Raw genomic sequence first — 9,760 nt, 5'->3', positions numbered from 1 at the left:
TTTAGGCGGCGCTTTTCTGTTTGGATTTCTTCGTACAGGAGGCTTTTTATCTGTTTTAGTATCTTTCATTTCTTTATCAACTCAAAAAATAGTGCAATTCATTTTTAACACCCCTGAGGGTTATTATGCACTTTGGTAAAATTTAATTTCGGCATCGCCCCACAGGTCTTCCACGCCGTAAAACTCCCGCTTGTCTGTTCTAAAGATGTGAATAACCACATCAAAATAATCCAGTATGATCCACTCGCTGGTCATCAGGCCCTCTTTATGCCTGGGTTCGAGTTTCAAATTCTTATAAATCTCTTCTTCAACACTGTTTGCAATAGCCTTGACCTGGGTGGCCGAGTCGGCATGACATATCACAAAATAATCGGCTACCGAACTGTTAACGTTTCTCAGGTCGAGCCTGATGATATCATTCCCTTTTTTTTCTTGTATGCCGTAAACGGCCAACTCCGAAATTGCGGACGATTCGTTGAATACTTTGTTTTTTACCATCAAAAAGATTTAGTTTTGGGCGTATTGCGTAAAATTAAATTAAACATTGCAAAATAACACATTTTCGGGATTATTTGTTGGACAACATTTGGTCACAATTACCGAAGTAGGTTCAACTAACAATTTCTTAAAAGAAATGGTTGCAAATTCCACGCCAGTATCCGAAGGTACGGTCATTATGGCAGAAAGCCAGACTGCCGGGCGGGGCCAGCAAAACAACAAATGGAACAGCGAACCCGGCAAAAACCTTACTTTCAGCATCCTGTTAAAACCTGTATTTTTGCAATTGCAACATCAGTTCGATTTAAACGTAGCGATAAGCGTTGGTATTGTTAATTGTTTGCAAAATGTGTTGGGCAATGGCTTAAAAGTTAAATGGCCCAACGATATTTATTTTGATGACCGTAAATTAGGCGGCGTACTGATAGAAAACCTGGTGCAGGGGCAGCGTATCAATAACGCGGTCATCGGTATCGGCATCAATGTCAATCAGGAGGAGTTCCCCGAATGGGTGCCCAACCCCGTATCGGTAAGGCAGATATTACAAAAAGATTATGATTTGCAGGCTTTATTGTCAGACCTTTGCGCCGCCATCGAGGCAGCATATTTAATGCTCAGGGCCGGAAATTTTGAGCACCTAAAAGCGTTATACCTGCAAAATTTATATTGGTATAACAGCCCGCACCTGTTTAAAGCAGGCAACGAAGTTTTTGAAGGCACTATAACCGGTGTTGAAAAAAACGGGCAGCTCAGTGTAAGTTTTGGCGGGCTTACCCGACTATATAACTTTAAAGAAATTGAATTTTTAAATAAGCACACATGAAAAGAACAATCCTCACAGCAATTGCTTTGCTGTTCATTACATCGGTTTACGCCCAGATACTTGCCCCCGTAAAGTGGAGCTACGCTGCGAAAAAAACGGGCACCAACGAAGCCACTGTTTATTTTAAGGCGACCATCGAACCCGGATGGCATATTTATTCGCTGAACGTTGGCGAGGGTGGCCCCATCAAAACCGATTTCACATTTTCTTCATCTAAAGATTTTACACTTGTTGGAAAAGTAACGGAACCCACACCGGTAACCAGGTTCGAAAAAGCGTTCAACATGAACGTATCGTACTTCGAAAACTCGGTGATATTTCAGCAAAAAATAAAATTGAAAAAAGCGGCCACTACGGTTAAAGGCAAACTGGAATACATGACCTGTAACGATCAGAAATGTTTACCTCCGGAAGATATTGACTTTAGTGTCGACGTAAAATAACACCAACACCTTAAACACACAAATGAAAAAGCAGATCAGCCTGTTGGCCTTGCTCCTGGTATTTCTTTGCCTTTCGGCGATACCCGCACATGCCCAAAAAGCAGCCGATACATCGGGATTACAGTTTACCAGCATCCCCACCGCCGCGGATAGTATAGCGATAAAAAAAGCGCAAGCTAAAAAAGACGCTGCAGCAGCGGCTCAAAAAGCAAGTGCCGCTAAAGCCAACGGCGGTTATGGTGAAGTACCCAAAACACTTTGGGAAATATTTATCGCGGGCTTTTTGGGTGGCTTGTTGGCGGTAACCATGCCCTGCATTTACCCCATGCTGCCCTTAACGGTTAGTTTTTTTACTAAAAAAGCGGGCAGCAAAGCAAAAGCCGTCGGGCAATCCTTTTTATATGGGGTTTCCATCATTGTGATATATGTGGCGCTTGGCCTGGTCATTACGCTGGTATTTGGCTCCAACGCGCTCAACGCGCTGGCAACAAACGGCATTTTCAATTTCTTTTTCTTTTTGCTGTTGGTTGTTTTCGGTATATCCTTTCTTGGCGCTTTCGAAATTACCCTGCCCAGCTCGCTTGCCAATAAACTGGATGCCAATTCGGACAAAGGTGGCCTTGCGGGATTGTTCTTTATGGCAGCCACGTTGGTAGTCGTATCGTTTTCGTGTACCGGCCCTATCATTGGCAGTTTATTGGTCGAAGCAGCCTCCAAAGGACAAAGGCTTGCCCCGGCTATGGGCATGTTTGGTTTTTCGTTGGCGCTGGCCATACCTTTTGTGCTGTTTGCCTTGTTCCCTTCGGCATTGAAATCGCTGCCAAAATCGGGCGGATGGCTGAACAGCGTAAAGGTTGTTTTAGGCTTTTTAGAATTGGCTTTCGCGCTAAAATTCCTCTCGAATGTTGACTTGGCCTATCACTGGAACATTTTCGACCGCGAAATTTTCCTTGCTCTGTGGATAGCCATCGGCTTATTGATTGTGTTATATTTGATTGGCAAAATCAAATTTGCCAACGATAGCACCCTCGATTTTATCTCCATTCCCCGCATTTTTATCACCATCATAGTTTTATCTTTTGTGGTTTACATGATACCGGGGATGTGGGGCGCACCTTTAAAATCCATCAGCGCGTTTTTGCCGCCACCGGCCACGCAGGATTTTAATTTGTACAACCTGCAGTTAAGCGGCGGGGTAGCTTCTGCCCCATCGGCAAACCTGAGCGATATCGGCCCTAAAAAATATGCCGACGGTTTTACCCGCGGTAAAGTAATGGACCTGGAAGGCTGGTACGATTACGACCAGGCTTTGCAGGTATCGCAAAAGCTGCATAAACCTATCCTGCTCGACTTTACCGGCTGGAACTGCGTAAACTGCCGTAAGATGGAAAACAACGTTTGGTCGAACCCAACAGTACATAATTTATTAAAAAACGAGTTTGTATTGGTTGAGGCCTATGTTGATGATAAAAAAGTGCCTTTAGAAAAAAACCAGGAGTATACTTCTTCGTATAGTGGAAAAAAAATCTCACTTTTGGGCGACAAATGGAGCGACATCCAGGCATCAAGGTTTAATTCAAATTCGCAGCCCGATTACGTGATTTTGAATAGCAAAGGTGAGCAGTTATTGCCTGCGCAAGGCGCCGATTACAACCCCGACGACTACATTAAATTTTTGAATGCCGGATTAGCCGAATACAAAAAGAATAATGGCTCAAATTAAAAATATTGGTGTTTTTACTTCGGGTGGCGATGCCCCTGGTATGAATGCTGCCATAAGGGCAGTTGTGCGCACCGCTTTATACTACGATTTACAGGTAACCGGCATACGCCGCGGTTACGAAGGCATGATACACGGCGAAATGATTGAAATGGACCGCAAGTCGGTTTCAAACATTATACAACGTGGTGGTACTATACTCAAAACTGCACGCAGTGAAGGTTTTAAAACAGTGGGCGGCAGGCGTATGGCCTATAACCAATTGGTTAAACACGGTGTTGATGCCCTGGTAGGCATTGGCGGCGATGGTACCTTTACCGGCGCACGCATATTTGGCCAGGAATACAACATCCCTTTTATTGGTTTGCCTGGCACTATTGACAACGACTTAAACGGTACCGATTTTACCATTGGATATGATACCGCCATCAATACCGTAATTGATGCGGTGGATAAGATAAGGGATACTGCCGAATCGCATGACCGATTATTTATTATTGAAGTAATGGGCCGCGACTCTGGCCTCATCGCCCTGCGAACCGGTATCGCATCGGGCGCCGAATCGATATTGATACCCGAAACAAAAAACAACATCAACGCCCTGTTCGACAGGTTGGAACGCGGTCGTAAAGACAAAGCATCAAAAATTGTTATTGTTGCCGAAGCCGAAGAAGCGGGCGGCGCTTTTGAAGTGGGCCGACAGGTGAAAGAAAAATATCCTAACTACGATACACGGGTATCTATATTGGGCCACATACAGCGTGGTGGCCGCCCAAGCTGCATGGACAGGGTACTGGCAAGCCGCGTTGGCGTTGCCGCTGTTGAAGCACTATTGGCAGGGCACCGTAACGAAATGATAGGCATTGTACATAACGAGATTGCCTATACCCCATTTGAACACGCCATTAAACACAATGTGGATATCAACCCCGACTTTTTAAAGATAGTGGAGATATTGTCGTTATAATTTCGGATTTTCAATTTCGGATTCTCGGTTTTATTTCTAAATTGTTTTAGCCACAAAGGCACGAAGGCGCAAAAAGGCAGGCTTAGTGTCTTTGCGACTTCGTGGCAACACAAAAACCCAATCCGCTCATTATCTTACCCAAACCCTTTGCTATTTAATTTATTATCATTACTTTTGCAGCCCCGCAGAATAGGCTCCGGGAAATATGTTGAATACATAAATTTAAAAAATGGCAACTAAAATCAGATTGCAAAGGCACGGTAAAAAAGGAAAACCCTTTTATTACATCGTAGTAGCAGATTCACGCGCACCACGCGACGGTCGTTTTATTGAGCGTTTAGGCTCATACAACCCAAACACTAACCCCGCAACTATCGAAATCAATTTCGATAAAACATTAGAGTGGGTTAACACAGGCGCGCAGCCAACCGATACCTGCCGTGCGATATTATCGTACAAAGGCGTATTGTACAAAAAACACCTGGAAGGTGGCGTTAAAAAAGGCGCATTAACTGCAGAACAAGCCGAAGAGAAATTCGCGGCATGGTTAGACCAGAAAGATGGCAAAATAACCGGTAAAAAATCGGGTTTGGTATCGGCAAAAGAAGAAGCCCGTAAATTGGCTTTGATTGCTGAAGCTAAAAAGAAAGAAGACAAAGCAGCAGCAGTAGCAGCTAAATATGCTCCGCCTGTTGAAGAAGTAGCCGAAGAGGAAGAAGTTGTAGCAGAAGCTGAAGAAGCACCTGTAGCTGAAGTTGAAGAAACTCCGGTTGCCGAAGTTGAAGCACCTGCAGCAGCTACCGAAGAAGCCGCTCCTGAAGCTCCCGCAGCAGAATAAGTATTTATAAATACACCCGCATGGTATAGCGAAGCAACTCTTTAAACCGGGTTCTTCGCTATATTTTTTTAAAGGCATAGCTAAACATGAAGATCGAGGATTGCTTTCGCATTGGTACCATATTAAAAACGCGCGGCCTTAAAGGCGAGCTGCAGGCTTTTATTGATTACCCGCATGCCGACGACCTGGAGTTTGATACCTTGTTTTTGGAGATAAGGGGCAAACTGGTGCCTTACTTTATCGAATCGTTTAAAATACCCCTAAAAAACACCGCTTATATTTATTTGCAGGATGTTGACCATGTGGACAAAGCCCAACCCATCGTTAAAAAAGATATTTACCTGCCCAATACCGTAAAGCCGGTTAAAAACGAAGGTGAGTTTACCCTGCGCGACCTGCTTGGCTTTACCGCCATTGATGAGGACGAAGGCGAACTGGGCGAAATTATCGAAATACAGGAGCTACCGCAGCAACTCATTGCCACCGTGGTGTATAAAAACCGCGAAGTACTGTTCCCCCTAAGCGAAGGTATTATTACCGGCATTGACGAAGTGAAAGGGATTGTTTATGTGGACCTGCCCGAGGGTTTGTTGGATATTTACCTCGATTAAAAAATATTTTTGTCAAATATACTTGACATAAGTAAAATTTGTTTTACATTTGGTAAAACAAATTTTACTTAATTATGAAACCACGCTTTCTATTTCCATCTATATTCAGGTACCTGGGGTACCTGCTTGCCCTGCCGGGCTTTGTGTTGGGTTATTTTGTGCTTTACAAAGATTACGCTATACCCGGTTTTGAATTAAAGCTGCGGGCGAAAAACGAAGTGTTTCTCCCGGCAATCGAAAACTTTACCAATGAGCTTGCAATTACGCTCGTTATTATTGGCTTATTGTTCATCGCTTTCTCAAAAGTAAAGAGAGAAGATGAGTTAACGGCCCGCATCAGGCTTAGCTCATTATATTGGGCCATATTGGCTAACTACGCTATTTATTTCGTGCTCTTTATAGTGGTACGTGTTTGTTGGGCATTAAATATCACCTTCCTGGGGCCTGACTCATACGATAATGATTTTATACAATATAATTTATTTACCCCGCTGCTCATCTTTATTGTCATCTTTTATTACCGGTTGTATCGCAGCAAAAATGAATATAACAGTCAGCCCAACCGGTACCTGCCAAACAAACCTTATCGTTTTTTAGGTGTTTTCGGGGCGGTGGCCATGGTGTTGCTGTTAATAGCAGGCGCTGTTTTTAATACCCCGTCGTTCGACTTCTGCTTTCAGTTTTTGCCGTTCCCCCTGCTTTTATGGGCTTATTCAAAAGAAAAAACGGATGATGAGTATATCGACTCTATCAGGCTCGAAGCCATGCAAATGGCGGTTTATGTAAATTACTGCATTTTGCTCATTTCAAATTTCCTGGTTTATGGCCTTGATTTTTTAGGTGTCGAATCCTTTAATATGTTAACAATCCCCGTCATCTATATTGCCTGGTTCCATTATAAGATGTACCGCATCAATCATCAAACTGAAGTTAAAGCTGCACAATCATGAAAAACTCACTACGCATTGAGCGCGCCATCAAAAACATTACCCAGGCCGAGCTTGCCAACCTGATCGGTGTTTCGCGTCAAACCATCAACACCATCGAAAGCAATAAATACGTGCCCAGTACGGTACTGGCCCTAAAAATTGCCCGGGTGTTTGAAAAGCCAGTCGAACAAATATTTATTTTAGAGGATACAGACTAAAGCAATTTTTGGCTACGGCCGGGTGATACAGAAATAGCTGCCGGGGGCAGGTCGCAATACGCATATCGCAATACCCAATACTAACCTTATCTTTGTTCCATGCGTTTTGATATTATTACCGTACTGCCTGGTCTGCTCGAAAGCCCATTTGCACATTCTATTTTACAGCGTGCCCAAAAAAAGGGCGTTGTACAAATTGTGGTGCACAACCTGCGCGATTACAGCACCCAAAAGCAAAAAAGTGTGGACGATTACCCCTACGGTGGCGGCAGCGGCATGGTAATGACCATCGAACCCTTTGCCCGCTGTATCGACGCCTTGAAAAAGGAACGCGATTATGATGAGGTGATCTTTATGTCGCCGGATGGGGAGACCTTGAACCAGAGGATAGCCAACCAGCTTTCCATTAAAGGCAATATCATTATTTTGTGCGGGCATTATAAGGGGATCGATCAGCGGATACGCGATGTGTTTGTTACGCGCGAAATATCCATTGGGGATTATGTACTCTCCGGCGGCGAACTGCCCGCAGCCGTACTGGTTGATGCCGTTGTGCGCTTGATACCCGGTGTATTGAATGACGAGACCTCGGCCCTGTCGGATTCTTTTCAGGATGATATGTTGGATGCCCCGGTGTACACCCGCCCTGCCGACTGGAATGGCCACAAAGTACCCGATATACTTTTGAGCGGCAATACCCCCGAAATTGAAAAATGGCGCTTTGAACAAGCCCTGGAGCGCACCAAAGCCCGCCGGCCCGATTTGTTGAAGGGCCTTGAATAAATGCGACCTTCCAAGTAGTACGTCGCAACAAAACAACTTACCAATGGAAACTCATTCTCCTTCTTTGATTCAAAATCATCAATCCTTGCTGCGCAACCGAGCGAACCGGCAAAGTTCGTCCGTGACAGTTTGATAAAACCGATGCACTGAGGTGCCCGATTTTTATCAATTTCATACCATATGCCCTAATAAACCGGTATCAAAAATTAAATAAAACAGCCTTATAGCCCCAATGCTCACATTCTTAAATGTGATTTATTGTATAAGATATAAAAATTGCATAAAAACATATTTACTTGTTGCAGGTTGTTAACTTAGCTTATATTTCGTTGTTTATACCGCATCAAACACCCTAATGAAGATATTTCACCTGAGCGCCGAATGTTACCCTGTTGCCAAAGTTGGCGGCTTGGGCGATGTGGTTGGCGCATTACCAAAATACTTGAACCAGGCAGGCCACCATGCATCGGTTGCCATGCCTTTTTACGACCGTAAGTTTACCCGCGAACACGAATTTGATATCGTTTTCGAAGGTTCAACACGTCTCGGCCATACACGTTACGAGTTCCAGGTATTAAAGGAAAAAACCGACGTTTTAGGCTTCGAACTCTTCCTGATCAAGGCCCCCGGCTTGCTCGACCGTGAAAACGTATACAGCTATCCTGATGAAACCGAGCAGTTCGTATTCTTCCAGCTGGCTTTTTTGGACTGGATATACTGGAGCCAGCAAACCCCCGATGTTATCCATTGCCACGACCATCACTCGGGCCTGATACCATTCCTCATGTACCACTCGGCATTATACAAACGCCTGGCCAATATCCCCACCGTGTTGACCATCCACAACGGGCAATATCATGGTGCTTTTGGTTGGGACAAATCCTACTACCTGCCCGAAATTGATACCACGCAACAGGGCTTGTTAGACTGGCGGGGCGGAATCAATCCACTGGCATCGGCCGTAAAGTGCGCCTGGAAATTCAGCACCGTATCACCAAGTTACCTGCACGAACTCACCATCAAGTCGAACGGCCTGGAATATCTTTTCTATACAGAATATAAAAAAGGCGTGGGCATCATCAACGGCATCGATACCCAAATATGGGACCCCGCTACCGACCCTATGCTCGTCAAAAACTATACACCAAAAACGGTTGAAGCAGGCAAAAAAAAGAACAAGGAAGAACTCTGCACTAGGTTCAACCTCTCGACCGATAAACCGCTTTTCAGCTTCATTGGCCGCTTAGTGGACGAGAAAGGTGCCGACCTCCTGCCCGAAATCATCCGGATTTGCCTCGACAAGCAGGATGACCAGCTCAACTTTTTGATACTCGGCTCCGGCGATACCGAAGTCGAGTTGGCTTTACTCGAATTACAGCAACAATTCCCGCAAAACTGCGCGGTATATATCGGTTATAACGAGGAACTGGCCCACCATGTGTACGCCGGGTCCGACTTCCTGCTCATGCCGTCGCGGGTTGAACCCTGCGGCCTCAACCAACTCTATTCCCTGCGTTACGGCACCGTGCCCATTGTGCGCAATACCGGCGGGTTGAAAGACAGCATCGTCGATTTTGGCGACGAAGGCGGCTATGGCATCAAGTTCAACAACATCCGGTCGGAGGAGGCAACTTACGCCGTAGGCCGCGCGCTCGACTTGTACAAAAACACTGCTCACCTTAAACAAATACGACAAACAATGATGGCGCTCGATTTTTCATGGGATAAATCGGCAAAAGAATACATAACTTTATATGAAAGCCTTAAACTACAATAATATGACATCAAAAGTAATTTGCATCGTACTCGGGGGTGGCCAGGGAAGCCGCTTGTTTCCGCTTACCGCGTCGCGCTCAAAGCCCGCTGTACCCATCGCCGGAAAATACCGTTTGGTCGATATCCCTATCTCAAACTGCCTGCATTCGGGCAT

12 protein-coding genes are annotated in these 9,760 nt (G+C 45.0%); 11 read left to right on the top strand and 1 reads right to left on the bottom strand.

Going from position 1 to position 9,760, the window contains the following annotated elements:
* Positions 1–123 precede the first annotated feature (123 nt).
* The gene (gene rsfS, locus QZX97_RS11185; protein WP_295654209.1) at positions 124–498 is read right to left on the bottom strand and encodes a ribosome silencing factor; all 375 of its coding nucleotides are present in this window, start codon (positions 496–498) and stop codon (positions 124–126) included.
* A 46-nt stretch (positions 499–544) separates the two neighbouring features.
* On the opposite strand from rsfS, the gene QZX97_RS11180 reads away from it, so the two are divergent.
* The 11 genes from QZX97_RS11180 to QZX97_RS11130 form a co-directional block, all read left to right on the top strand.
* Entirely contained in the window at positions 545–1,321 is a 777-nt protein-coding gene (locus QZX97_RS11180) for a biotin--[acetyl-CoA-carboxylase] ligase (protein ID WP_295664655.1), read from the top strand.
* Positions 1,318–1,764 (top strand): protein-disulfide reductase DsbD N-terminal domain-containing protein, encoded by a 447-nt coding sequence (locus QZX97_RS11175; RefSeq protein ID WP_295654204.1) that lies wholly within the window; start codon positions 1,318–1,320, stop codon positions 1,762–1,764. Before QZX97_RS11180 ends, QZX97_RS11175 begins: the two co-directional genes overlap by 4 nt.
* 22 nt (positions 1,765–1,786) lie before the next feature.
* Positions 1,787–3,487, top strand: coding sequence for a thioredoxin family protein (locus tag QZX97_RS11170; RefSeq protein ID WP_295654202.1), 1,701 nt, complete (start codon positions 1,787–1,789; stop codon positions 3,485–3,487).
* The gene (gene pfkA / locus QZX97_RS11165; RefSeq protein ID WP_295654200.1) at positions 3,474–4,451 is read left to right on the top strand and encodes a 6-phosphofructokinase; all 978 of its coding nucleotides are present in this window, start codon (positions 3,474–3,476) and stop codon (positions 4,449–4,451) included. The genes QZX97_RS11170 and pfkA overlap by 14 nt, the downstream gene beginning before the upstream one ends.
* Positions 4,452–4,680: 229 nt before the next feature.
* Complete coding sequence (locus QZX97_RS11160; protein ID WP_295664654.1) at positions 4,681–5,289, top strand: 30S ribosomal protein S16; 609 nt, start codon at positions 4,681–4,683, stop codon at positions 5,287–5,289.
* Positions 5,290–5,375: 86 nt separating this feature from the next.
* Complete coding sequence (gene rimM, locus QZX97_RS11155) at positions 5,376–5,900, top strand: ribosome maturation factor RimM (protein WP_295654196.1); 525 nt, start codon at positions 5,376–5,378, stop codon at positions 5,898–5,900.
* A 74-nt stretch (positions 5,901–5,974) separates the two neighbouring features.
* Positions 5,975–6,850 carry a hypothetical protein gene (locus QZX97_RS11150; protein ID WP_295654194.1) on the top strand — a complete coding sequence of 292 codons (876 nt, stop codon included), beginning with the start codon at positions 5,975–5,977 and terminating at the stop codon, positions 6,848–6,850.
* On the top strand, positions 6,844–7,047 hold the full coding sequence (locus QZX97_RS11145) for a helix-turn-helix transcriptional regulator (RefSeq protein WP_363152383.1): 204 nt from the start codon (positions 6,844–6,846) through the stop codon (positions 7,045–7,047). The genes QZX97_RS11150 and QZX97_RS11145 overlap by 7 nt, the downstream gene beginning before the upstream one ends.
* Positions 7,048–7,146: 99 nt before the next feature.
* Complete coding sequence (gene trmD / locus QZX97_RS11140) at positions 7,147–7,830, top strand: tRNA (guanosine(37)-N1)-methyltransferase TrmD (protein WP_295654191.1); 684 nt, start codon at positions 7,147–7,149, stop codon at positions 7,828–7,830.
* Between the two features lie 355 nt (positions 7,831–8,185).
* Positions 8,186–9,607: a glycogen synthase gene (locus QZX97_RS11135; RefSeq protein ID WP_295654189.1), complete on the top strand. Its 1,422-nt coding sequence runs from the start codon at positions 8,186–8,188 to the stop codon at positions 9,605–9,607.
* 1 nt (position 9,608) lies between these two features.
* A partial coding sequence (locus tag QZX97_RS11130; protein ID WP_295664656.1) for a sugar phosphate nucleotidyltransferase occupies positions 9,609–9,760 on the top strand: 152 nt, incomplete at its 3' end.

Source organism: uncultured Mucilaginibacter sp. (genome assembly GCF_903893715.1).
In the GTDB taxonomy this organism is placed as follows: domain Bacteria; phylum Bacteroidota; class Bacteroidia; order Sphingobacteriales; family Sphingobacteriaceae; genus Mucilaginibacter.
This window is presented reverse-complemented; position numbering and strand designations above follow the sequence as displayed.